This is a genomic window from Lacipirellula sp. (assembly GCF_965279485.1).
Classification (GTDB): Bacteria; Planctomycetota; Planctomycetia; order Pirellulales; family Lacipirellulaceae; genus Lacipirellula.
In genome coordinates this window covers 2,844,705-2,866,869 of record NZ_CBDIIC010000002.1, presented here as the reverse complement: position 1 = coordinate 2,866,869, position 22,165 = coordinate 2,844,705, and the positions used below count along the sequence as shown (strand labels likewise).

Genomic DNA, 22,165 nt, shown 5'->3' with positions numbered 1-22,165 from the left:
AGGCAGGCGGTCAGCCGATGATCGCACCCGCTTACGGGGCCAGCAGCAACCGGCCCGGGTGAGCGAGGTAGCCCTTCACGTCGTTGAGGAACCGCTGAGCCGCGGCGCCGTCGACGATGCGGTGGTCGTAGCTGATCGACAGCGGCATCATCAATCGCGGTTGGAACGAATTGTCGATCCACTGCGGCAGCATGCGGCTGCGGCCAATGAGCAGGATCGCCACTTCCGGCGGATTGATGATCGGCGTCGAGTAGGTGCCGCCGATCGCGCCGAGGTTGCTGATCGTGAACGTGCCGCCGCGGAGGTCTTCGACCTTGAACGTGCCGTTGCGAGCCGCGTCGGCGATCTGCACCAGCTCGCGGGCGATTTGCGGAATGTTCTTGCGATCGGCGTCGCGGAGGACCGGGACGATGAGCCCCTTCTCCGTGTCGACGGCGATGCCGATGTTCACGTATTCCTTGTAGATGATCTCGTTGCCTTCGTCGCTGACCGAGGCGTTGATGATCGGGTGATTCTTTAGCGCGACCGCGAGGGCCTTCACCAGGAAGGGCAGCGTCGTGAGTTTCACGCCTTGCGAGTCGTAGTCCTTCTGGCTTTCCTTGCGGATGCGCTCGAGGTCGGTGACGTCGACGTCGTCGAAGTTGGTGAGCTGCGGAATCGTCTGGTGCGAGTTCAGCATGTTGCGGGCGATCGTCTGCCGCATGCGAGTCATCTTCTCGCGACGGACGGCGCCTTGGCTGTCGGACTCAGGCGAGCCAGGAGGCGTGACGCCCTTGGGGGCCTTCGCTTCCGATTCGGCCTGACTGCGACGAACGTGGTTGCGAACGTCTTCTTCGGTGATGCGATCGCCGGTGGTGCGGACGCGACGGAGGTCGACGCCGAGTTCGCGGGCGAGGCGGCGGACGGCGGGGCCGGCGGCTGCGGAGGACTGACCGTCGCCGGCCTTCTCGTCCGCTTCGGCGGCAACGGGCGCCGGCTCGGCCTTCGCCGCTGGCTTGGCGGCGGGCTTCTTCGCTGGCTTCGGAGCTTCTGGCTCTTCTTGCTCATCGGCGACCGCTTCGTCGACTTGCTCTTCTTCGACGATCTCTTCCTTCGGCGCCTTCTTGGGAGCGGCCTTTGGCTTCTCTTCCTTCTTCTCCGGCTCCTTGGCGGGTTCCTTCTTGGCGGCTGCGCCGTTGCTGGCGCCGCCGGCGGCTTCGATCTCGAAGATGGCGCCGCCGACCGGGACGGTGTCGCCCTCGGAGACGAGGACCTTCACGATCTTGCCAGCCTGCGGGCTGGGAACCGGCATGGTGGCCTTGTCGGTCTCGAGCTCGAGGAGGTCTTGGTCCTTGGTAACGACGTCGCCTTCGCTCACGAGAATCGAGAGGACGTCGCCGGATTCAATGTTCTCGCCGAGCGAGGGAAGGGTGATTTGCGTGGCCATCGTGTTCCGAATGAGTAAGAAGATTAACCACGACGGCACGAAGCACACGACGAAAAATCAGATGCAACGCCAAGCATTGCTTGCCGCCCGCTATCGCAGCGTGCGGTCCGAACGAATCCGCCTACTTCCTCACGTCGTGATCGTTGTGCCGTGGTGGTGAAATGAATTACTTAGAACCGTGCGTTTAGGCGTACAAGGCCGATTTCTTTTCCGGGCTGATGCCGAGGTCCTTAATCGCTTGCGCCACTGCGGCGGCGTCGTACTTGCCGTCGAGCGAGAGCTTGTAGAGCGTGGCGACGACGATTGACTCGGCGTCGACCTCGAAGTGGCGGCGGAGGTTCGCACGGCTTTCGCTGCGGCCCATGCCGTCGGTGCCGAGCGAAAACAAGCGGCCCTTGAGCCACGGACCGAGTTGGTCGGGCAAGATTCGCATGTAGTCGCTGGCGGCAATGATCGGCCCTTCGGTCGCGTCGATTTGCTCCTGCAGGTAGGAGTGGCGCCGCGGCTTCTCGGGGTTGAGCATGTTCCAGCGTTCGCATTCCTGGGCGTCGCGACGAAGCTGGTTGTAGCTCGTAACGCTCCAAACGTCGCTGGAGACGTTGTACTTGGTCTTCAGGATGTCGGCCGCACGGATCGATTCGCGGAGAATCGGGCCGCTGCCGAATAGTTGCACGCGGAGCGAGCCGCCTTCGGCTTCGTTGCTCGAAAGCTTGTACATGCCGCGGATGATGCCTTCTTCGCAGCCGGCAGGCATCTCGGGCATTTCGTAGTTTTCGTTTTCGAGCGTGATGTAGTAGATCGCCGTCTCGTTGTCTTCGTACATCCGCTTGAGACCGTCGAAGACGATGACCGCCGTCTCGTAGGCGTAGGCGGGGTCGTAGGCGCGAACGGTCGGGAAGGCCATCGCGTTGATCAGGCTGTGGCCGTCCTGATGCTGCAGGCCTTCGCCGTTGAGCGTTGTGCGGCCGGCGGTGCCGCCGAGCATGAAGCCCTTCGCGCGGGCGTCGGCGGCGGCCCAGATCGAGTCGCCGATCCGCTGGAAGCCGAACATCGAGTAATAGATGAACATCGGAATCATCGCGACGCCGTGCGACGAGTAGCTCGTCCCGGCGGCGATGAACGACGACATCGAACCGCACTCGGTGATGCCTTCTTCGAGCAGCTGGCCGTCTTTGGCTTCCTTGTAGTAGGCAAGCTGATCGCTATCGACCGGCTCGTAGAGCTGGCCGACGTGCGAGTAGATGCCGACCTGCCGGAAGAGGCCTTCCATGCCGAACGTGCGCGATTCGTCGGGGACGATCGGGACGATCGCCTTGCCGATTTTCTTGTCGCGGAGCAAGTCGGTGAGCAGCCGGACGAAGCCCATCGTCGTCGACATTTCCTTGCCCGGGCCCTTGCTGACGAGCTTGTCCAGCGACTTCGCGTAGTCGGCGAGCCGCGGGACTTCGAGCGTCACGGGGGCGTTGTTGCGGGCCGGCACCGAACCGCCGAGCGCCTTGCGGTGCTCGCGCATGTACTTCATTTCGGGGCTGTTTTCCGGCGGACGGTAGAAGGGCGCCTCGGCGACGCGCTCGTCCGAAATCGGAATGCCGAAGCGAGTGCGGAATTCACGCAGCTCGTCTTCGTTGAGCTTCTTGTTGTTGTGCGTGATGTTGCGGCCTTCGCCTGCTTCGCCGACGCCGTAGCCTTTGATCGTCTTCGCGAGGATGACGGTCGGGCGACCCTTGGTGTCGAGGGCGGCCTGGTAGGCGGCGTAGACCTTCTCGGGGTCGTGGCCTCCTCGCTTCAGCGTGCGGAGCTTGTCGTCCGAATACTTCTTCACGAGCTTGAGTAGCTCGGGATACTTGCCGAAGAAGTGCTCGCGGATGTATTCGCCGCCGGAGACGACGTACTTTTGGTATTGGCCGTCGATGACTTCCATCATCCGTTGGGCGAGCAGACCCGAATCGTCGGCGTCGAGCAGCGGATCCCAATCGGAACCCCAGACGACCTTGATGACGTTCCAGCCGGCGCCGCGGAAGGCGCCTTCGAGCTCTTGAATGATCTTGCCGTTGCCGCGGACCGGGCCGTCGAGCCGCTGCAGGTTGCAGTTGATGACGAAGGTGAGGTTATCGAGCTGTTCGCGCGAGGCGAGCGTGATGGCGCCGAGCGTTTCAGGCTCGTCGCATTCGCCGTCGCCAAGGAAAGCCCAGACGTGCTTCTTCGACAGGTCCTTGATCTTGCGATCGGTGAGGTAGCGGTTGAAGCGGGCTTGGTAGATCGCCATGATCGGGCCGAGGCCCATCGACACCGTGGGGAATTCCCAGAAGTCGGGCATCAGCCAAGGATGCGGGTAGGACGACAGGCCGCCCCCTTCGCCCAGTTCGCGGCGGAAGTTGACGAGGTTCTGCTCGGTGAGCCGGCCTTCGAGGAACGCGCGGGCGTACATGCCGGGCGCCGCGTGACCTTGGTAGTAAACCTGGTCGCCGTCGTAGCCGCTGTCGCCGCGGCCGCGGATGAAGTGGTTCAGCGCCACTTCGTACAGCGTCGCCGACGAAGCGAAGGTGCTGATGTGACCGCCGGGGGACGCCGGGTCGCGGTTGGCGCGGGTGACCATTGCCATTGCGTTCCAGCGGACGAAGCTCTTGATGCGGCGCTCAAGTTCCCGATTGCCGGGGAACGTCGCCTGCTTGTCAGCGGGGATCGTGTTGACGTACGGAGTGGTCGCCGTGAACGGCAGCTCGACGCCGTTGCGGTGGGCGGCTTCGTCGAGGGCGGTCAGCAGCTCCTGAGCGCGCTCGGAGCCTTTGTGCTCCAGCACGTACTCGAGCGATTCGAGCCACTCGTTCGTTTCGACCGGATCGACGTCGTTCGGAATCGGCGAGCGGACTTCGGTTGCTTTTCCTGTTGCCATACGGCTCTGTCCTTAGTTCGGATACTTAACCACCAAGGCGCAAAGACACGAAGGAAGCACGGCAGAACGTCTATCTGCCGCATCATTTCACTGTCATGTCTTCTTTGTGTTGCTTCGCGCCCGTAGTGTCTTTGTGGTGATCTAGTTTTCTTGCGTTTGCTTCCGCTTGGGGCGGTAAATTTCGGTGGCGTAGCCGAGTTGGGCTTCGGCGCTGAAGCCGACCGTTTCGCTGAGGGTGGGGTGGGGGTGGACCGACTCGGCGAGGTCGCGAGCGGTGCAGCCCATTTCGATCGCGAGGACGGCTTCGGCGATCAGCTCGCCGGCGCCGGCGCCAACGATGCCGCAACCGAGGACGCGCTCGGTCACTGGGTCGACGATCAGCTTCGTGAGGCCGTCGGTGCGGCCGTTGGCAATCGCGCGACCGCTCGCTTGCCACGGGTACTGGGCGATTTCGACCTCGCGGCCTTCACGCTGTGCTTGGTCGGCGGTGAGGCCGGCCCAAGCGATTTCCGGGTCGGTGAAGACGACGGCGGGGATGGCCGCCTTGTCGAAGGCCGCCGGTTCGCCGGCGATCACTTCCGCCGCCACTTTGCCTTCGTGCGAGGCCTTGTGGGCCAGCATCGGCTCGCCCGCCACGTCGCCGATGGCGAAGATGTGCGGGTCGCTCGTCCGTTGCTGGTCGTCGATTTCGACGAAGCCCTTTTCGTTGATCTTAGCCTTCGTGTTCTCGAGTCCAAAACCAGCCGACTTGGGGCGGCGGCCGACCGAGATCAGCACGCGATCGTAGGTGTTGGTGAATTTGGCGCCGTCGGGGCCTTCCATCTCGACTTCGATCTTGCCGCCGACGTCGGTGACGCCGAGCACCTTCGTGCTGAGCATGATCGCGTGGAAATGTTCGCGGAGGCGCTTCTCGAGCGGCTTCACCAGATCGCGGTCGGCGCCGGGGAGGAGGCCGTCGAGAAGTTCAACAACCGAGACCTTCGAACCGAGTTCGCTGTAGACCGAGCCCATTTCGAGGCCGATGTAACCGCCGCCGACGACGAGCAGCGATTCGGGGATGTCGGCGAGCGCGAGGGCGCCGGTCGAATCCATCACGCGGTCGGAGCCGATCTGGAACATCTTCGGCATCGCGGGGGTCGAGCCGGTGGCGAGGATGCAGTGATCGAAGGTAATGCGTCCATCGCCGCCGTGAGTGGCGGGGTCGCCCCCTTCAAGCTGCAGCGTTTGCGAATCGACGAAGATGCCGCGGGCGTTGACGACTTTCACCTTGCGACGCTTGGCGAGTTGGCCGAGACCGCCGGTGAGGGTGGCGATCACCTTCTCTTTGCGTTCGCGGATTTTGTCGATGCTGAACTTTGGTTGCGGGAACTCGACGCCCCACTCGACCATCTCGCGGGCTTCGCTGATGACCTTGGCGACGTGGAGGAGGGCCTTCGACGGGATGCAACCGCGGAGGAGGCAGGTGCCGCCCAGGCGAGGATCGGCTTCGACGATCGTAGTTTCCAGCCCGAGGTCGGCAGCCATGAAGGCCGCTGCATAACCGCCGGGACCACCGCCGAGCACGACTACTTGCGAATGCATACCTCTCCTCAGTTCCTTTTCGTTGGCCTTCTCTCGTCGGCCGCGTCTCGATGGACGACTGAACCTAGCTGATCTAACCCTCGCGAACCCATCATTTTAACGGGGGGCGGGGTTCTCACAATGGCATGGCGCCGGGGTGGGAAACGGGCTGTTACCCGCGGGAACGGGCGATGGCGGGGGATGACGGAACCTTAATGATGCGGGGCGGGGAGCGGCGGGGCGGCCTGCGAGTTAGCCCCAGCGGATGGGACTTAACGGGCCTGGCGGGGTAGGGCGTTTTTGGCGGGGCCGGACGGGGAGCCTGGCGGCTGGCGGGGCCTTCAGTATCTCCGTGCGTGGAACGAATTCCTACTCCCTATTTTACGCAGAAGGGGGGCGGTGGTTTTGCGCAGATTGGCGGGGCGGGGGACCGGAGGGATGAACCCTCCGGCTCGCTGGTCATTTTTTGAGGAGGTGGCGGAGGGCGGGTTCTAGTTCCGGGTGCTGGAACTGGTAGCCGGCCGATTGCAGGGCCTGGGGGGCGACGCGGGTGCTGGAGAGGAGCAGGGCGTCTCCCATTTCGCCGAATAGAAGCTTTACGGCAAACGCGGGCATCGGGAGCACCGTGGGGCGGCCGAGGACCCGGCCGAGAGTTTTCGTGAAGCTGAGGTTGGTCGACGGATTGGGAGCGACGACGTTCACCGGGCCGACGACGGGCTCGCTGCGGCTGAGGAGGAAGATGATCGCGCCGACGAGGTCGTCGATCGTGATCCAGCTCATAAACTGCGCGCCGCTGCCGACCTTGCCGCCGAGGCCGAGCTTGAACGGCGTGAGCATCTTGGCCAACGCGGCGCCGTCGGCGCTGAGGACGACGCCAATGCGGATGTTCGTCACCGGAATGCCGGCGTCGCGGGCCGGTTGCGCCGCCGCTTCCCACTGTTGGCAGACCTTGGCGAGGAAGTCGTCATCGGGTGACGAGTGCTCGGTCATCACGTCGGCGCCGCGGCTGCCGTAGTAACCGATGGCCGAGGCGGAGACGAAGACGCGCGGTTTGCGTTCCAGATGGGCGAGTGCGTCGGCGATGAGGTGCGTTCCTTTGACGCGGCTGTCGAGAATCTTCTGCTTGAACGCTTCGGTCCAACGGCCTGCAGCGATGTTCTCGCCGGCGAGGTGGACGACGGCGTCGATCCCTTCGAGCTTCGCGCGATCGATCTCGCCGCGGTCAGGATTCCAGTAGAGTTCGCGGGCTTCGTCCTTCACTGGCCGGCGAACGGCAGCGACTGGCTGGGCGCCGAGCTTGGTGAGTTCAGTCGCGAGTCGCGATCCAACGAGGCCGCTGGCGCCGGTGATGAGAACGCGCTGGTTGGCGAGCGATGGCATGGAGATAAGCGGGGTTAGAGTTTAGTGGGCAGTGGGCAATTAAGCCGCCGTTACGCGAGACGTGCCTGCATAAAGCGTTCCGAAGTTCCCCGTATTAGCCCGTATTTCAGAACCCTAACGCCTGAACCCTCTAGCGTCGCTTTTCCTGATACTCCTTGCTCGCCCGTTCGAGCGTGCGGCGCTCGCGCCAGGTGAGGCTGTCTTTGCCGCTGCGTTGGATCTTTTCGAGGATGACGTCGACTTGCTGGGCTAGCGAGTCTTCCGCGTCGTCTTCGTCAGGGGCATGGACGCGGAGCTTAGGGCGCCGCTTGAGCGATTTGAGGGAGAGGTTCGAGAGCTTCTCGCTGATGGAGCGGGTCGCGTCCGCTCCGTAGTAGAAATAGTAGGTAGCATACGCGGCGCCCGCGAGGTGGACCGTGAACGCAACGGCTCCGTATTGGGCGATGGCGCCCTGCATATCCATCGCCACGCCGATGAGCGCGGCGACCCACGCCGGCATCGGGAACAGGAACATCATCTGGATTTGCATGTGGGGGTAGTTGAAGGCGAACAAAATGAAGATCGCCGTCGTCGCCCCCGAGGCTCCCACGACAGTCGAGAGCGCACCCTGAAGCGTGCAAATCAGCGACCAGACGAGCCCGCCGATGATGATCGAACTGAGATAAAAGAAGAGGAATCGAGCGCGACCGTAACGCTGTTCGATGTAGTTGCCGAAGATTCCCAGGACGACCATGTTGAACAGAATGTGCTTGATGTCGTTTGGGTTGTGAGCGAACCCATACGTCAGTAGGCGGTAGGCTTCCCAAGGGCGGCTCCACCAATCGGATCGGAGCTCAATCATGCCCGTTAGGGCTGGGAAGAGGAGTTGAGCGATATACACGCCAACCGTAATCAGGAGTAGTTGTAGCGTCGCCGTCGATGGCGCGCTGAGCCGGAAGCCCGATTCGTAGTCGCGGGCGTATTCTCGGTCGTAAAGTCCCATGGCGGCTGCTGACTATTGATTCGCCGGAGGCGGCGGAATGGATGCGGAGCGGGCCCTCGAATTGTACGTCGGCGGGGCCGGCGAGGGCGTCAGAGGGGAAGGTAGCCGCAGAAAGACGAGGGGGGAAGGCGGAACCTGGGCGGGACTGTTGCGGTGCGGAAGAAGGCCCAAGCCGGAGGCCCACGGCCTCCGGGAGGCGGGCCGGGGAGGGATTGCAGCGCGTTTGGCGGGGTTGCCCGGAACGCGTGGCGGTCCGATTGAGGCGAAGAATCTCGGGGGTGAGCCCTAAAGACCGCGGGGGATGAACCCCGCGGCTTGCTTGGCCGCTAGGGGATGGGGGTGAGAATCGAGTTGCGCGCCGGGGCGGGGGAGCGCTTGTTGATTTCTTGCAGCTCCGCCAATTGCTCAGCGATCAGCGTTTGGGCGCCGGCGGCGTTTTGCTTGAGGAGGTTGCCGATTTGAGCCTGGCCGTTCGCGATCTGCGAATTGATCTTCGCCAGCAGGTTCTTGATGAACGCGAGGTCGCGCTGCATGTGCGCGAGGTCTTCGGAAACTTCGCCCTTCTCCTTCGTGCGAAGGGCTTCGAGCTTCTTTGCACTCGCCTGGGCGGCGGTGAGATCGGCAATCTGCTGCTTCAGCTCGGCGATGTCGGCCTCCATCACGGAACGCTCACGCATCTTCTCGGGGAACAGATAGCTGTAGTCGCGAAGCGGGCGGTTGTAGAGCGTCTTCACTACCTTCGACGGATCGGCTTTCGCGTCGTCTGGGCCGATTTCATTTCCGGCTTCGTCGAACGTGGCGCGGTGATACTCGTCGTCGTCAGGATTCGCGGGCGTCCCTTGGCGGACGTACTCGTTGACCGTCGACGCGGGCAGGAGCGCTTTGAGGGCGGCTTCATCGAGTCCGGCGAAGAGGGCGTGGTTGTCCGCCGGCATCAGCTCATACAGGCTCCAGGTTTTCTTGGTCTGGATCGATTTGACGATGCGACCGCCGGTGAACGGGTTGAGGGCTTGGACGGGCTCAAGCAATACGGCCGTTTCGTTCGCATTGGCGACTTTGAATTCGCCGATGTACTGGGCGCCTTGGTCAGGAGCGGCGGGATTAGGGGCGCCGTTCTCGAACGCATAGACAATGGCGCCGACGGGCAGGCCATGGCCCTGGGGCGCTGCGGGAGCAGCAGCGGCGGCAGGGGCCTCGGCGCTTGGATCAGCGATGTCGGGATCGACCGCCGGAGCCAGCTGCGCCGGGGCAATCGTGACAGCGACCTGGCCCGTTTTCTGATCGATGCCAGTAGGGGTCGCGTTGCGCCAGACCTTGCCCCGGGCGCGTGAGAGATCTTGCAACCGCGTGATCCAGACGTCGAGGCTCGGCATGCGGCCTTCGGTCTCGGCGTCGTACGGCGTTTCACCGCCAAACGTTTCAGAGTTGAAGACGCGCATCACGGCTGGGTCGCTGCTGATCGTTCCGCGGCGCAGTGCGTAAACGTCGGCCTTCAGGTTGTCTAACTGCGCCTGTTTCGCATTGATGTTCTTGCGAATGTTGCGATTGAGGCGGAACGTTTCCATGCCCAGGAAGAGCGTGGCAATCGACATGAAGAAGATGCTGAGCAGCAGGAGCATCTGGGCCCAGTGCCAGTTCTTGATGCTCATGATGATCGTGATCAGACCGATCAGGACCACCAAGAGAACGACGATTTGCAGAATGAGGGCCAAGGGAATCTGTTCCTGCGCTGCGGGCCGCTGGGTGGCTATTGACTGTTAGCTGTCGGCTATCAGCCAGACGGAATCTCTGCGGACGTTGCTCGGCGATTCTGATTGGCTGATAGCCAATAGCTGATAGCCGACGGCCGCCCTTCAGGCGTCAAACCTGGAGGATTGGGGAAATTGTGCAGCTTTGATGTTAAGTGGCCTGCTTGGCAGCGTCAAGTTTTTGCGGGGCTGCGACTTGCGTCGCGGCGGGTGACCATTGTTTTGGGGGGAACGGGGCGATTTTGCGGGCAATCCACGGAGGCTCGGAGGGCACGAAGGAAGTCAATAAGCAAATACGGGAGAAGTCTGGCCAGGACGCCGCGCGGCCCGAGGGAAGGGCTCTTCATGCCTTCGCGTCTTCGTGGTTCGCTCCCAGGGCAGCGAGCAAGGCGTCGATCATTACCGGGGTGTGGCTGGCGGTGAGGCTGAGGCGGAGGAGGGATTCGCCGGGGGGGACCGAGGGGGGGCGGATCGCGGGGACCCAGAAGCCGGCGTCGTGGAGTCGGCGGCTGAGGGCGACGGCGTCGGCCGCGGCGCCGACTTCGATCGGGATGATCTGGCTGGCCGAGTCGCCGGTCCGCCAGCCAGCCGCTTGGAGGCGTTCGCGGAGGTTTGCGGCCGTGGCGAGTAGCTGCGTGCGACGCTCGGGTTCAGCGGCGACGATATCGAGGGCGACAATCGCCGCTGCGGCGGTCGACGCCGGTTGAGCGGTCGAGAAAACGTAGCTGCGGGCCCGATTCGCAAGATAATCGATGAGCGCCTGCGGCCCGACGACGAACCCGCCGGCGGCGCCGAGGGCTTTGCTGAGCGTGCCGATGCGGATGACGCCGTCCGGTTCGATGCCGGCAGCTTCGGCGAGCCCGCGGCCGCGCGGGCCGAAGACGCCGGTGGCGTGGGCTTCGTCAAGCAGCAGCATCGCGTCGTAGCGGCGCGCAAGCGCGGCGACCTCGGCGAGCGGCGCCACGTCGCCATCCATACTGAACAGGGTGTCGGTCGCGATCAGCGAGCGGCGGGCCATTGGGGCGTGGGCGGCGAGCAACTCGGCGAGATGCGCGGCGTCGTTGTGGCGGTAAATGTGCGTCTCGGCGCGTGAGAGCCGGCAGCCGTCGATGAGGCTGGCGTGGTTCTTGGCGTCGGCGAAGATCGCATCACCGCGATCGGCGAGAGCGGGGACGACGCCCGCGTTCGCGGCGAACCCCGAAGGGAAGAGGAGGGCGGCTTCGGCGTGTTCGAATTCGGCGAGCCGGCGTTCGAGTTCGGCGTGAATAGTGGAACGGCCGCAAACCAGCGGGCTGGCGCCGCGGCCGACCCCGGTCGTGCGGCAGGCCTCGGCAGCCGCGGCGGCGAGGCGGGGATCGGCGGCCAGGCCAAGATAGTCGTTCGAGGCGAAGTTGATCAGCGGCCGGCCGGCGACTTCGATCGTGGCGGTTTGCCGGTCAAACGGCGCCGGCAGCTCGCGCAGCAGATCACGCTGACGGAGGCCTTCCAGTTCAGCGTCGATCCAATCAAGCGGAGCCATGGAGCTAACCGGGGCAAGTAGCCGCCGGTCAACGACCGGCCGGAGCGGAGGGGGAGGAATTTATGATTTAGGATTTCTGATGTGGGGAGGATGCGGGCGACTCCGCTAAGCAAATCGGCAATCATCGATCCTACATCATACCTTTCCCGGTTTCGCTCCGGCGGGTCGTTGACCCGCGGCTGCTGGCGTGACAGCAGGCCTCTGTAACGGCCCCGTAACATGCGGTTTGACAGGGGGCGGCAGGTGCGGAAGAATGCGCGCCGGAACCTTTTCGGGGAACTTTCTCCGCCGCCCAGGCATCTACATTCTCCAGAGAAGAGCGTGAATCCAACGGTCCCCACCGACGCCGAGCTAGTCGAGGCCGCCCGCGCGGGCGATCGCGCTGCGTTTGGCGAGTTGGTGGGACGGTACCAGGATCGGCTCTTCAACACGATGCTGCGGATTGCCGGCACGCGCGAAGACGCCGCGGATGCCGTGCAAGATGCGTTCGTGCAGGCTTACTTGAAGCTCGACGCCTTTCGGGGCGATTCGCAGTTTTTCACGTGGCTGTACCGCATTGCGATGAATCAGGCGCTGACCCGCCGGCGACGAGCCCAGCCGATGGCGTCGATCGACGCGGCCAAAGAGGGAGCCGGGGAGGAACCGATGGACGAAACAGCGGCGCCGGGCGAGCAGATGCTCGTCGACGAGCGGGCCGAGCAGGTTCACACGGCCTTGGCGGAACTGGGTGACCAGCACCGGAAGATCCTGGTGCTGCGGGAAATGGAAGGGTGTTCGTACGAGGCGATTGCGGAGATTCTAGAATTACCGGTCGGAACCGTGCGGAGCCGGTTGTTCCGCGCGAGGTTGCAACTTCGCGACCGGCTGCGGAGCATGTGGGGCGAGGAAGCCCCGCAGGCGGGTTGAAATCAAAAACATTCCACTGAACTAATGACGGCTCAGGGCAACAACGACGACGAATTCGACGACGAACTCCTCAGCGCTTATGTCGATGGGGAGCTGACGGCGGCGGAGCGTGCGCGCGTTGAGGAGCGGCTGCGGAACGATCCGCTCGCTGCGGCGCTTGTCGATGAGCTGCGATCGCTGTCGAACGAGATTCAGCGCTTGCCGCGCGAGCCGCTGGGGCTCGACCTGCGTGCGAGCGTGTTGGCTGAGATTGATCAGGCTCGCGCCGATCTTGCCACGCATGGTCCGGCGACGTTGCCGGAGCCGCCGATTGATCGTTGGGCGGGGATTCGTCGCGGGCTCGTGTGGTCGGCCCTGGCGATTGCTGCGACGGTCGTGATCGCGATCTTCCAACCGCCGGAAGAAAAGCACGCGGGCGAAAACGTGGCGAAGGCGAAGAAGGCGCCCGTGATGGCTACTCCTCCGCAAGAGGAAGCTGAGCAGCTATCGCGGGAGAACGTCGCGGAGCTACGTCGCGCAGATCAGTCGGATAAGAGTCTGCTCGCGGAACAGTCGCACGAGCCGCTGGCCGCTGACAAGCAGAAGGCGGATGAAGTGCCGCCTGGGTTTCGCGCGCAGCTGAGCGCCGCGCCGCCGGCTCCGCCCGCAGGCGAGCCGACGACGCTCGGTTTCGATGCTGCAGCTGCTCCGGCGACTGTCGCACCGGCAGCACCGATGTCGGAAGCAGCGAGCGCGCCGGCCGATGCCTTGGCGACGGAATCGTCCGGGGCGGGCGGCGCTAGGGCGCTGGAATTTAAAGAAGCGTCGCCGGCCGCCGATGCGGCGCTCGCCGCAGCGGAGCCGATGAGCGATGCACCGGCGGAACGGTTTGGCATGGCTGGTGGCGCCGGCGGCGGGGGGATGCCGAGCCTCGGCAAGAAGGCCGAAGAGGTTGTGGCGACCGACGAATCTCAGCGCGCGGCGCTAAAGGCGCTCAAAGCGAGCGAAACGGAAGGAGCGACGACCGTCACGCTCGAACTCGCCAAGCCAGAAGGCGCCGAGTGGTTCCGCGAGTTGCTCGCGAAGAGCGACATTGCCGCGGCGACGCCGTCGCAGAGCGAAGGGGGCGAGCTTGGCAGGCCGCTCGCGCGCGGCATGCAGGCCCGAGGGGGTGCGGTTGCCGCGCACGACAAAGCGGAGCCGGCAGACGCCGTGAGTCGCCAACTCACGAACGACGGAGCGTTCGACAACGAAGCAGATCGTTCCGAACTCGCCGATTCTAAGACCGAAGCGAAGAATGGGGCGCCGGGCGATCGATTTTACTTCTATAGCCAAATGTCGCCGGCGCTCGGAGTGGAATTGCGCTCGCGGAGCGGCGGCGATCAACAGATGGTGTGGGTCGAGGCGTCGTCGCAGAAGATTGAGCAGCTGCTCGCCGCGTGTCGCGCGACGGGGGCGATGGTGTCGGCGGTGAGCGTCGACGGCGCTGCCGCGGTCGATGCAACCGCGCCGCAGCAAACGGGCAAACCGCAGGCGGGCGTTGCCGGCGCTGGTCAGACTGCGGAGGCGGCGGCGCCGTTCGGTGGTTTGGCGGCGTCTAGCAGCGCCGCGCCCGCAGAAGCCGCTTCTGCGGACGCGCGGGTGCGGGTGTTGTTTGTGTTGCAATCGCCGCTGGTGGAAGCATCGCCCGTGGCGCCGGCGGCGCTTCCGACCATTGCTCCGCCAGCGACTGGTGAAGCACGCTAGATCGCTAGGCCTGTCGTCCCCTCTAGCCCCGGGCTCCGCCCGTGGGTCGCGAACCTAACTTTTTCTGCTAAAGCCCCATTCTTGCCCGCCTGAAGTTCGTTGGACAGACGATTTTTCGACAAGGGAATGAGGGCATTTGGGCGAACTCAATAAAAAACCCCCACCGTTTCTGGCAGGGGTTTCTAACTGATTCGGGCTTACTGTTCTGAGTTCACTGGCCTATCCAACTAGTGTTTTGACCGCCTCAGAGACTTGGAGCTTCGATAGCGCCGCAATATTCTTGTCTTTGCAGAAGCTCTTGTAACGCTTGAAGACCTGATTCAACGCCTCACCTTTCTGAACCTGATTGGTGAAGTCTAGAAGTACATCCATTGGGCCATCGGTCTTCTGCTTAGCTTCGTAGATGAAGTGGAGCGCCTTACCCTTTACAACTAGGCCTTTCCAAGCACTGACCATTCTTTTGGCCGGAGCGTTGTAAATCAGTTCACTAGGGCCGAAGAGCTTGGCGAACTTCAATTTTGACAAGGGAAGTTTGTGGGCTGAACTCACCCAACTTAAATACTCTTCATAGGCATCGGCAACAGCTAGGCAATAAGACGAACTTGCCCTAGAAGTGAATTGGGCTTTCCACTCTTCGCCCGAATTCATCGTTTTGCCCACAACCGTTTCAATGATTTCTTGTTTGTGATAAACGGTCTTTCGCAGCAGGTTGTATAAGACCGGGCTACCATCTTCTGCCCTCAACTTTTCTTTGTCCAAGACTGTAACGATTTCGCGCAGGTTCATTCCTGAATCAATCAGTTGCTTCGCTCTAGTCGTCGCTTCTGAAGAGATAACTTTTTTGCGGCGCTCATTGGCCCGTTTGCTGTAGCTCTTGGCAGAGAAGTAATGGATGACAGAGAGAATGTCATTGGTCAGAGTCTCATCGTCGGTAATTTCCTCTTGGGCGAAGTAGATTGCTTCAATGCCCTTGCTCTTGAATATCTTTTCGCACAGAGCGGCCGAGAATCTTACCAATCTGTCTTTGTTTTCGACCAGTAGAATCGAATTGTCCCACTTGCCGGCCAAGACTTCATCTAGGAGCTTGTTCAGAACTCTGCGCTCGAAGTTCATGCCGCTCCCTTGTTCCGAGTAGATTTTGCAAGGCAGTTCGGGATATCGGGCTTGGGCTTCGTTTTTGAGCCTATCAATCTGCCGAGTTAGGTCGCTTTGCCCATCATTCTTTTCTGTCCCATCTTTGAATTTGATGGACGATTGGGCAGAGGTGCTAACCCGACAGTAGCACAGACAGACTTTGGTTGAGCTTTCCTCAGACTCACCATTCGACATAGCTACAACATCAGAGCGAAGCCATCGACGTTGACCAGTTAGGCCAACCCTGTAGCACTTGAGAATTGCATCAGGACCACTAGACCAACGCCTAGCAGTGTTTTCATGAACGCCTAAAAGCCTGCAGACTTCACGCAATGGGATTAACTGAGACTTTGGGGGAAGAACTGGCCCAACATCTTCTTTGCGTTCTGAAGGGCGATTAGAGGCCTTAGAAGAGATTTCTTGGAGTTTGGCCCCTCCCTTACCTTTTTCTCTGTCAACGTCTTTCGTCTGGGGCGCCTTTAGAGACGGCGCAGCATTACACTTAGCCTTAGCCATTGCAGTAACACCCTTACTGTCGTGGTTAGGCGGCTGGTCGTGTTAGCGCACTTCCAGTCGCCGAATTATTTAGCCGGCCATGTTTAGAGATTGGCACGGACTACTAGGAGCAATGGTAAGCTTTCCTAATCAGGGGGTAGCACCACGCGCGACGATGCTTGCCGGAATGGATGCCGACCCCCGGGCGGAGCCCGGGGCTAGAGCGGCGCGTACTTCGTCGCATCGCATGCGGTCGCTTCAAGCGTGCGGCGTCATCGGGTAGACTGGCGTCACTTCAATTCCAGTCGACGTGCCTCCGCTGGCCCGGCTCAACGCCACCGCACCGCAGGGTTTTCCCATGGCAGACGTGACCATTCGCATGCGCCCCAACGGCCCCTTCCTCGTTGAAGGGCCTTTCAAGTTGCTCGATTCTCAAGGACGCGAGTACAAGCTTGATCCTGCGAAGCCGGCGTACGCTTTGTGCCGCTGCGGCCACTCGGCGAAGCGGCCCTTCTGCGATGGGGCTCACAAAGGTTGCGACTTCGTCTCCGACGAACAAGCGCCGGTGCTTGAGTAGACCTCCGCGTGCCAGCAGTGGCGCCCCGTAGTTCCGCTCCGGCGGATCGTTGATCCGCGGCTGCCGACAGCTTATCCCCCGTCGGCGCGCGAAAGTTTGGCGGTTGGCGCGATCGGCGCGGGGCGCCGGACTCGCGAAGATTGCGGCGAATAACGGTGTTGCCGTGGCGCCGCGAGAGAACTCCGCTCTTTTCCACCGCGGCGCCCCTTGCGCCTTGTGGTTTTGCTCGTCGCTAGCGTGATAGAATCCGCGGCCCCGACGAGGCGAGCGTCTCGTCGGCGTATGGAATCTCACGCTGCAAGGAGCGATCTGCATGGCCGCCGGAAAGAACGACTCTGACACCGCTGTTGCTGAAGGAGCGTCGTCGACCGACGAAGCCGCAGGACGGTTCGTCGGACAATGGAATCGCCTGGTCAGTACGACCAATTGGGAAAAGGGGCGAATCATCTGCGAATGGCGCGAAGCGCTGCTCGCCTCCGGCGCTGCGGTCACCGAGTACTCCGATGAAGCGTGGTCGAACCTCGTCGGCCGCGTCACGAGCCAGCACGTCGGCCGGTTGCGTCGCGTCTACCAACGCTTCGGCGACGCGTTCGATCAGTACCAAGGCTTGTTCTGGAGCCATTTCCAAGCGGCGATTGATTGGGAAGACGCCGAGATGTGGCTCGAAGGGGCGATCCACAATGGCTGGTCGGTCTCGCAGATGCGCGGCCAGCGTTGGGAAACAGTCGGCAAGCCAAGCGAAACGATGCCGGCCGACGACGAGGAAGCTGCCGGCGACGATGAAGAGGCGCCATGGCTCGGCGAAGACGAGTCGGAGATGGCGTCGCGCGAAGATGCGATCACCGGCGAATCGGCCGAGGTGAAGTCGGTCGAAGGGACCGCCAAGCGGACGAAAGAAGAGTCGGACGAAGAAGAGGGCGAAGAGGCGGAATCAGAAGGGGGCGAGTCGAGCTCGTCGTCGTACGATGACGAATCGCCGAAGAGCCAAAAGAAAGAGCGGACCCGGCTGAGCGTTGAAGTGGGCGACCTGCCCGACGACATTGCCGATGCGTTTGAACAGTTTAAGCTAGCAATCATTACCCAGCGTCGGTTAGAGTGGGCCGAAACGACGCCGGAGTCGGTAATCGAGTGCCTCGACGCGTTGCGTCAACTGACGCTTGCGCCGATGGATGCGTAGGTCAGGCCTTTAGCCTGACGGCGTGACGTTAGACGTTGCGATGGAACAGAAAAGCCGCGGAGCGAAAGCTCCGCGGCTTCTTTTGTTGCGCTGTTGTTTTACTTCTAGCCCCGGGCTCCGCCCGGGGGTCGGTTTGCAGTAGGGTCGACGTTCCATCGGCATGGAAAGCGACCCCCTGGCGGAGCCAGGGGCTAGGGCGTTACGAGGTGCTGGCCGCGTATTGTTCGGCGTAGTCGAGCGTCCACTGCTCGATCATATTCTTGAACGCGTCGAGGTCGGCGTCTTTCAGCAGGTGGTAGTGATTGCGGCTGAAGTTCTCTTTATTGCGGACGGCGCCCTTCGCCACCACGTCGAGGACGTGGTACTGGTTGTGAGGGCTGACCAGAATCTCCAAGCGGCTGAAGTAGTTCTCGCGCCGGCCATGGCTCATGCCGAAGTCGTCGCGGCGGATGGCGCCTCCCCATCCCTTGTCGCTGATCACTGGTTCGTAGTTGAAGCCCGGGAAGTTTTCAGCGAGCTGCTTGAGGCAACTTTCGATGTGGTCGTTCAGGATGTTTCGATAGCTCGCGTGGAGCCGGCGGCATTCCTCTTCGCTAAGGGCCTTGGCGGCCTGGGCCTGAGCCTCGGCGTCGCGGGCCTGCTGGCCGCGGAGGGTGGCGCGTTGAAGTCGTTCGCGGAAGTCCATGGATGGGCGAAGGGGCGATGATGGAACGGGAGGGAATTTTAGCCCCAGGCTCTGCCCGGGGTAGCACTACGCACGACGATGCCTGTCGGAATGGATGCCGACCCCCGGGCGGAGCCCGGAGCTAGGGGGCGGCGTGCCTGCCGTATTTATCGTAGGCGCTCGCTCAAAAACTACAACCGAGCCGTGCCGTCAGGCCTTGCAGCAGCAGGTCGTTGTCGTGGGGTCCGGTGGCGTCGTCGAAGAATTGGCCCTGGTTGAGCCAGTCGTTTAGCTCATACCCGAGTGTCCCCGACCAGCGGCCATATTTCATGTTCAGGCCGATGATCGCCTGGAACGCGAGGCCGCCGAAGTCGCGGCTGTCGACGTCGACGACGTAGTTCGAGTTCGTCGTGCTGCCGTTCTGCGTGTTGGCGATGCGGGTGACGTCGTCGACGTCCCAGTGGCCGATGAGGTACGCCGCGTAGAAGTTGGCCGCGAGGTTGAACTCGCACGCTTCGCTGCGATAAAGGTTCAGGCCGTTCTCCAGGCCGAGCTTCGGGCCGATGCCCCAGAAGTCGTTGGTCATTGCCTCGTTCACTTGGCGATGGAGCGGCGCGCCGTTGTCGATGTAGTTGGCGTCGAACTGCGAGTCGATGCTCTGATTGATCCAGCCGGCGCGGAGGCCGACGATGGGCCGCAGCATCAGCGATTCGCTCGGTTGGAAGCGGCGGCCGAGATCGAAGTCGAACATGTTGTAGTCGATTTCGGCAGCGACCTGGCCGACGTCGAAGTAGCTTGTTGGCGCCGGGGGCTGGTTCATCTTGGCGCCCATGAACGCCCCGGTCAGCTGGCCGGTCGCGGAGTCGGACGTGTTCGTGTGGAACCGCGTGTAGTAGAACCGTGCGTCGAGATCGCCTTCATGCGACACGCCCGCGCGGAAGCCGGGGTCGAAGCCATACTCAATCGTGCGGTACGCGATGAACTGATTGGCCGGATTGCTGTTCTGATCGAGCGTCCAGTCGACGGTCTCCGTCGCCTTCCAATAAAGGAAGTCGCCGAAGAACTCGAGCGCGTGGGCGCTCGCGTCGTGGCAGAGGAGTTGCCAGCTGAGCGTTAGAAAGAGAATGATACGCCGCATGACGCCCCCTGTAATGTGAGGTCGCCGTGCATCGGTAGTTGCTGGAACGTCGGCAGTCGCTGTTGGTTGGCCCACCACTCGAGTTCATAGCCGAGATGAATCGCCGTCGACACGTGGCCGGGGCGACTCCACCGCAGGCCGAAGAAGTAGCGGATCATCAACGTGCCGAGGGCCGAGTCTTTGACGGTGGTGGTGATGCTCTCCGCGGGGTAGATGAGGAACGGATCGTGTTGGAAGCGGTCGGTGACGTTCCAGACGCCATTCATGAAGGCGCCGGAGAACGAGCCGACGAGGCTGAGGCCGCTCTCCTTCACGCCCCAACGGCCATCGATGCCGAACGCGGGGCCGAGGCCCCAGTAGTCGTGCTGAACGTCGCCGGTCGCGTGCAAGCCGATGAGCGGGTTCTGCCAATCGGTTTGGATCGATTGGTTGATAATCGCGGCCTTCAAGCCGAGCGTGGGCCGGACGGAAAGCGTCTCCGTGAGCGGGATGTCGCGACCGGCGACGAGGTCGATCGTGTTGTAATCGAGTTCCCACTTGATCGACGCAGCAGTGAAGAGGAACGCGTCGAGGCCGCTGGTAAAGCCGCTGAACGATTCGGGAAGGATGAGGTGGGCGCCGTCGGCGATCGAGGAGGTTTGCTCGGTGGGGAAGTAAGTCCAGTAGAGCTGTGAGCTCCAAAGCGACTCGTCGGGAGTGAAATCGAACCCCGCGCGGAGGCCGGCGTTCCAATCGAAGTCGACTTGCGCGGGGGTGAACGTATCGGTTGAAGTCGCGGGATCGGAACTGATGACGCTGGCCCAGACGGAGGAGGTTTCTTGAGAGGCTTGCCAGGCGAGCACGTCGGCGAACGGCGCAAGCTGCTCGGCCGCGACGGCGCTTGCGGCGTCGACGGCGAGTAAAAGCAACAAGAGATAGTTCGTGAAACGTGGCATGCAGAATCGGTTAACGCATCAAATCCAACTTCCAGGCGAGCCGCTGGCTTGATGCCAGCGGAACTCAATCAAAAATCAAAACTCAGTTCGATGAGCCCTCCCTGCAACGACGTCAGGTTATTTAGCCGCCCCATGTTGAACGAGTAAAACTGCATCTGGTTCAACCAAACCTGCGCTTCATAGCCGAAGCTGATCGCCGCCGTCGTTCCCGCGAACTGCTGCGTCCATTCAACGCCGACGAAGCCGCGGGCCATCGTGGCGGCACCGTCGATGGGGCTCGCATCGATCGCGATCGACGTCGGCGTCCCAATTGTCGTCGAGGTCGGTCCGTCATTTTGGTAACGGTCGCTAAACTTCCAGTGGCCGTACATCACCGCGGCCGAGGGCGACGCAACGAGGCGGAGCGAACGGCTCGACGACGTATGGAGCGGAGCGGTCCCTGTGACGCCGATCGCGGGGCCGATGCCCCAAAAATCTTGCTGCAGATTCTCGACCGCGGAATCGAACAGGTAGACGTGCGAGCCGTCGTTAATCGGGTTCTGCCAGCGCGAGTGAATCGTTTGGTCAATGATCGCCGCCTTCAAGCCGGCGTAGGGTCGCAGCGTGAGCGAGTGGTCGACGACGAAGGTGCGGCCGACTTCAAAGTCGATCGCGTGAAAGTCAAAATCCCAATCGACGGCGGCGTTCTCGTAGTGCGGGCCGAACGACGAGCCGTCGGTGTTATCGACGTAGAAGTTGCCGAGGAACGCAGAGTAGACGGCGCCCGAGGCTTGGTTGGTCGCCTGGGTAGAGAAGTTCGTGTAGGCGAGGCCGACGTCGAAGCCGTCGTTTAGTTGCCGGGCCATGCCGACGCGGAGGCCGGCGTTCCAGTCGAACGGGGCGTCGATCAGTTGGACCGTGCCGCTGTTGGCGATGCCGCTGGGGGGAGCGATCTCTTGGGCCCAGTTATCGGCGGCGCCTTCGCGGACGTTCAAGATGAGCAGGTCGGCGAAGAACGAGACGCGGTGAGCTGGCGACGGCGCTGGTTGGAGGAGAGCGTCGTCGAACGAGACGGGCGTTGCGTGTTCGAACTCCGCGGCGGCGAGCTCACTCGGCTGTTCGAGCACTGGCGGCAGCGGGGCGAGCTCTGCGATCGGCTCCGCAGCGCGAGCGGCAAGCGGACAGGGCGCCAGCAGTAGTAGCACGACTCGCGACAAACCTCGCCAACGGCGTTCGGCACGGTCGCCGAGCACGCAGGTGGAGGTTGGACTCTTCATGCGACTTGAGATAAGCAGGGGCCGCGGCGGCAGTCGGCGTGCTAGCAGTCGACGGCTTCGAGGCGTGATCAGGCGGCGAAATGTCGCGGCAATGTCGACCATATCGGCGCATTTTCGCGCGCGAGTGAAGGTTTGCGCCTGCTGTCGACGGAATATGCAGGCCAAGCTCCGCTAGCAGCGGCTTTGGGCACATTTCCGACTTTCGCTCTGATTGGCTCAACGTTGAAAACCGCGCCAGACGATACCACCCAATGCGTGTGAGGGGGCGCATGCGCCATTGATGGCGTGAGCGGCTCATGGATGAGCCCGATGCGTCGCACGCACTGAGTCATCGAGTTACGACATGTCACCGATGGGAGGGACCCCTCGCGATGTCTGCTAGCTACCTGAGAATTTACCGCGGTCCGGAAGAAGTCAGCACGCCGACGCTGGCTAAGTCGACCGCCGGCAAGCCCTGCGTCACCGCCCCGCTGAGCGAGGTTTTGCCGCTGCTCGCCGACGCCGTCAACAGCCGTCGCACTTGGCTGAGCGACTTCGAGGACGACGAGATCACCCTCTCGGCCGACCTGTACGAAGTGCTGCTGGCCTACCAGTATTACCGTCGTCCCTCGGCCTGAGCGGGAATGCTCGCGACCGAGTTTGAACACCTT

Annotated in this window: 18 protein-coding genes; 6 read left to right on the top strand and 12 right to left on the bottom strand. The window is 62.5% G+C overall.

The annotated features are described in order from the left end of the window. Positions 1-31 precede the first annotated feature (31 nt). Complete coding sequence (locus tag ACQY7R_RS19080) at positions 32-1,426, bottom strand: 2-oxo acid dehydrogenase subunit E2 (RefSeq protein WP_428307157.1); 1,395 nt, start codon at positions 1,424-1,426, stop codon at positions 32-34. 10 nt (positions 1,427-1,436) lie between these two features. On the opposite strand from ACQY7R_RS19080, the gene ACQY7R_RS19075 reads away from it, so the two are divergent. Next, a complete protein-coding gene (locus ACQY7R_RS19075) occupies positions 1,437-1,586 on the top strand; it encodes a hypothetical protein (protein WP_428307156.1) in 150 nt (49 codons plus the stop codon). A gap of 24 nt (positions 1,587-1,610) precedes the next feature. Here the strand turns inward: ACQY7R_RS19075 and aceE are convergent, their stop codons facing one another. The 6 genes from aceE to bioF form a co-directional block, all read right to left on the bottom strand. After that, positions 1,611-4,319, bottom strand: a complete 2,709-nt coding sequence (gene aceE / locus ACQY7R_RS19070) for a pyruvate dehydrogenase (acetyl-transferring), homodimeric type (protein ID WP_428307155.1) — start codon at positions 4,317-4,319, stop codon at positions 1,611-1,613. 141 nt (positions 4,320-4,460) lie between these two features. Next, positions 4,461-5,900, bottom strand: a complete 1,440-nt coding sequence (gene lpdA, locus ACQY7R_RS19065) for a dihydrolipoyl dehydrogenase (protein ID WP_428307154.1) — start codon at positions 5,898-5,900, stop codon at positions 4,461-4,463. 438 nt (positions 5,901-6,338) lie between these two features. Then, positions 6,339-7,259 carry a TIGR01777 family oxidoreductase gene (locus ACQY7R_RS19060; protein WP_428307153.1) on the bottom strand — a complete coding sequence of 307 codons (921 nt, stop codon included), beginning with the start codon at positions 7,257-7,259 and terminating at the stop codon, positions 6,339-6,341. 130 nt (positions 7,260-7,389) lie between these two features. After that, on the bottom strand, positions 7,390-8,241 hold the full coding sequence (locus ACQY7R_RS19055) for a rhomboid family intramembrane serine protease (RefSeq protein WP_428307152.1): 852 nt from the start codon (positions 8,239-8,241) through the stop codon (positions 7,390-7,392). Positions 8,242-8,567: 326 nt separating this feature from the next. Next, on the bottom strand, positions 8,568-9,953 hold the full coding sequence (locus tag ACQY7R_RS19050) for a hypothetical protein (RefSeq protein ID WP_428307151.1): 1,386 nt from the start codon (positions 9,951-9,953) through the stop codon (positions 8,568-8,570). Positions 9,954-10,332: 379 nt separating this feature from the next. Then, the gene (gene bioF / locus ACQY7R_RS19045) at positions 10,333-11,508 is read right to left on the bottom strand and encodes an 8-amino-7-oxononanoate synthase (RefSeq protein WP_428307150.1); all 1,176 of its coding nucleotides are present in this window, start codon (positions 11,506-11,508) and stop codon (positions 10,333-10,335) included. A gap of 321 nt (positions 11,509-11,829) precedes the next feature. On the opposite strand from bioF, the gene ACQY7R_RS19040 reads away from it, so the two are divergent. After that, positions 11,830-12,414: an RNA polymerase sigma factor gene (locus ACQY7R_RS19040; RefSeq protein WP_428307149.1), complete on the top strand. Its 585-nt coding sequence runs from the start codon at positions 11,830-11,832 to the stop codon at positions 12,412-12,414. A gap of 24 nt (positions 12,415-12,438) precedes the next feature. Next, positions 12,439-14,139 (top strand): anti-sigma factor family protein, encoded by a 1,701-nt coding sequence (locus ACQY7R_RS19035; RefSeq protein WP_428307148.1) that lies wholly within the window; start codon positions 12,439-12,441, stop codon positions 14,137-14,139. A 219-nt stretch (positions 14,140-14,358) separates the two neighbouring features. Here the strand turns inward: ACQY7R_RS19035 and ACQY7R_RS19030 are convergent, their stop codons facing one another. After that, positions 14,359-15,789: an IS607 family transposase gene (locus tag ACQY7R_RS19030; protein WP_428307147.1), complete on the bottom strand. Its 1,431-nt coding sequence runs from the start codon at positions 15,787-15,789 to the stop codon at positions 14,359-14,361. A gap of 337 nt (positions 15,790-16,126) precedes the next feature. Here ACQY7R_RS19030 and ACQY7R_RS19025 point away from each other — a divergent pair, with 337 nt between their 5' ends. Together ACQY7R_RS19025 and ACQY7R_RS19020 are read left to right on the top strand one after the other, a co-directional pair. Beyond that, positions 16,127-16,345, top strand: coding sequence for a CDGSH iron-sulfur domain-containing protein (locus ACQY7R_RS19025; protein WP_428307146.1), 219 nt, complete (start codon positions 16,127-16,129; stop codon positions 16,343-16,345). Positions 16,346-16,658: 313 nt separating this feature from the next. Beyond that, the gene (locus ACQY7R_RS19020; protein ID WP_428307145.1) at positions 16,659-17,522 is read left to right on the top strand and encodes a hypothetical protein; all 864 of its coding nucleotides are present in this window, start codon (positions 16,659-16,661) and stop codon (positions 17,520-17,522) included. A gap of 199 nt (positions 17,523-17,721) precedes the next feature. Here the strand turns inward: ACQY7R_RS19020 and ACQY7R_RS19015 are convergent, their stop codons facing one another. The 4 genes from ACQY7R_RS19015 to ACQY7R_RS19000 all read right to left on the bottom strand — a co-directional run bounded on the left by ACQY7R_RS19015 (position 17,722) and on the right by ACQY7R_RS19000 (position 21,515). Continuing rightward, positions 17,722-18,207: a hypothetical protein gene (locus tag ACQY7R_RS19015; RefSeq protein WP_428307144.1), complete on the bottom strand. Its 486-nt coding sequence runs from the start codon at positions 18,205-18,207 to the stop codon at positions 17,722-17,724. A gap of 163 nt (positions 18,208-18,370) precedes the next feature. Then, positions 18,371-19,324, bottom strand: a complete 954-nt coding sequence (locus tag ACQY7R_RS19010) for an Lpg1974 family pore-forming outer membrane protein (RefSeq protein ID WP_428307143.1) — start codon at positions 19,322-19,324, stop codon at positions 18,371-18,373. Beyond that, complete coding sequence (locus ACQY7R_RS19005) at positions 19,300-20,259, bottom strand: Lpg1974 family pore-forming outer membrane protein (RefSeq protein ID WP_428307142.1); 960 nt, start codon at positions 20,257-20,259, stop codon at positions 19,300-19,302. The genes ACQY7R_RS19010 and ACQY7R_RS19005 overlap by 25 nt, the downstream gene beginning before the upstream one ends. Positions 20,260-20,327: 68 nt before the next feature. Further along, the gene (locus ACQY7R_RS19000; RefSeq protein WP_428307141.1) at positions 20,328-21,515 is read right to left on the bottom strand and encodes an Lpg1974 family pore-forming outer membrane protein; all 1,188 of its coding nucleotides are present in this window, start codon (positions 21,513-21,515) and stop codon (positions 20,328-20,330) included. A 371-nt stretch (positions 21,516-21,886) separates the two neighbouring features. On the opposite strand from ACQY7R_RS19000, the gene ACQY7R_RS18995 reads away from it, so the two are divergent. Continuing rightward, positions 21,887-22,132 carry a hypothetical protein gene (locus ACQY7R_RS18995; RefSeq protein WP_152101511.1) on the top strand — a complete coding sequence of 82 codons (246 nt, stop codon included), beginning with the start codon at positions 21,887-21,889 and terminating at the stop codon, positions 22,130-22,132. Positions 22,133-22,165 lie beyond the last annotated feature (33 nt).

What these genes read in the sequence shown, in the direction of transcription:
- bioF (WP_428307150.1), bottom strand. Translation starts at nt 11,508, where the DNA reads ATGGCTCCGCTTGATTGGATCGACGCTGAACTGGAAGGCCTCCGTCAG.
- ACQY7R_RS19035 (WP_428307148.1), top strand. Translation starts at nt 12,439, where the DNA reads ATGACGGCTCAGGGCAACAACGACGACGAATTCGACGACGAACTCCTC.
- ACQY7R_RS19080 (WP_428307157.1), bottom strand. Translation starts at nt 1,426, where the DNA reads ATGGCCACGCAAATCACCCTTCCCTCGCTCGGCGAGAACATTGAATCC.
- aceE (WP_428307155.1), bottom strand. Translation starts at nt 4,319, where the DNA reads ATGGCAACAGGAAAAGCAACCGAAGTCCGCTCGCCGATTCCGAACGAC.
- ACQY7R_RS19030 (WP_428307147.1), bottom strand. Translation starts at nt 15,789, where the DNA reads ATGGCTAAGGCTAAGTGTAATGCTGCGCCGTCTCTAAAGGCGCCCCAG.
- ACQY7R_RS19005 (WP_428307142.1), bottom strand. Translation starts at nt 20,259, where the DNA reads ATGCCACGTTTCACGAACTATCTCTTGTTGCTTTTACTCGCCGTCGAC.
- ACQY7R_RS19025 (WP_428307146.1), top strand. Translation starts at nt 16,127, where the DNA reads ATGGCAGACGTGACCATTCGCATGCGCCCCAACGGCCCCTTCCTCGTT.
- ACQY7R_RS19055 (WP_428307152.1), bottom strand. Translation starts at nt 8,241, where the DNA reads ATGGGACTTTACGACCGAGAATACGCCCGCGACTACGAATCGGGCTTC.
- ACQY7R_RS19015 (WP_428307144.1), bottom strand. Translation starts at nt 18,207, where the DNA reads ATGGACTTCCGCGAACGACTTCAACGCGCCACCCTCCGCGGCCAGCAG.
- ACQY7R_RS19075 (WP_428307156.1), top strand. Translation starts at nt 1,437, where the DNA reads ATGAGTAAGAAGATTAACCACGACGGCACGAAGCACACGACGAAAAAT.
- ACQY7R_RS18995 (WP_152101511.1), top strand. Translation starts at nt 21,887, where the DNA reads ATGTCTGCTAGCTACCTGAGAATTTACCGCGGTCCGGAAGAAGTCAGC.
- lpdA (WP_428307154.1), bottom strand. Translation starts at nt 5,900, where the DNA reads ATGCATTCGCAAGTAGTCGTGCTCGGCGGTGGTCCCGGCGGTTATGCA.
- ACQY7R_RS19010 (WP_428307143.1), bottom strand. Translation starts at nt 19,324, where the DNA reads ATGCGGCGTATCATTCTCTTTCTAACGCTCAGCTGGCAACTCCTCTGC.
- ACQY7R_RS19060 (WP_428307153.1), bottom strand. Translation starts at nt 7,259, where the DNA reads ATGCCATCGCTCGCCAACCAGCGCGTTCTCATCACCGGCGCCAGCGGC.
- ACQY7R_RS19000 (WP_428307141.1), bottom strand. Translation starts at nt 21,515, where the DNA reads ATGAAGAGTCCAACCTCCACCTGCGTGCTCGGCGACCGTGCCGAACGC.
- ACQY7R_RS19020 (WP_428307145.1), top strand. Translation starts at nt 16,659, where the DNA reads ATGGCCGCCGGAAAGAACGACTCTGACACCGCTGTTGCTGAAGGAGCG.